The 719-nt window shown below is 61.3% G+C and carries 1 protein-coding gene; it reads left to right on the forward strand.

Going from position 1 to position 719, the window contains the following annotated elements:
* The coding region (locus tag A9X04_RS05115) for an acyl-CoA dehydrogenase family protein (RefSeq protein ID WP_197509053.1) at window positions 1–719 on the forward strand (719 nt) is incomplete at both ends.

Raw genomic sequence — 719 nt, forward strand, 5'->3', positions numbered from 1 at the left:
AACGGCGAGAAGTGGTACACCTCAGGGGCGTCCATTTCTCAGCTGGCACTGGTGATGGCCAAGACCGATCCCGACGCCCCTCGTCATCGGCAATACACCACCTTCTTGGTGGAGCTGCCCAACGCGGGTTTCGATATCGTCCGCAATATCCCTATCATGGGCGAATCCGATATCCCCACCTACCAGGGCGAAATCCAGATGGGCCACGCCGAAGTGCGCATCAACGACCTCGTTGTCCCCCACGAGAACATTCTCGGCGGACTTGGACAGGGCTTTGCCATGGGCCAGCATCGCCTCGGCTACGGCCGGCTGCGGCACGGCATGTGGAGCATCGCGAAAGCCCAAGCAGCGCTTGACATGGCGGCCGCGCGGGCATGTGAAAGAGTCACCTTCGGCAAACGGGTGGCTGATCGTCAGGGAATCCAGTGGATGCTCTCCGACTGCGCCGAGAAGCTTTACGTCACCCGGCTGATGATCCTGCACCTGGCTTACAAGATGGAACGCGGGCTCGACTTGCGGATCGCGAATTCCATCGCCAAAACCTATATCGCCAACATGCTGATCGAGGTGATCGACACGGCGTTGCAGATACACGGGTCCTTGGGCTACACCCACGACCTGCCGTTGGCGGCCTGGCTCTCAGAGGCGAGAATGAGCCGCATCGTCGACGGCCCCGATGAGGTGCACCGGTGGACCGTCGGGCGCAACGTCGTCAAGGC

Source organism: Mycobacterium sp. E3247 (assembly GCF_001667785.1).
Classification (GTDB): Bacteria; Actinomycetota; Actinomycetes; order Mycobacteriales; family Mycobacteriaceae; genus Mycobacterium.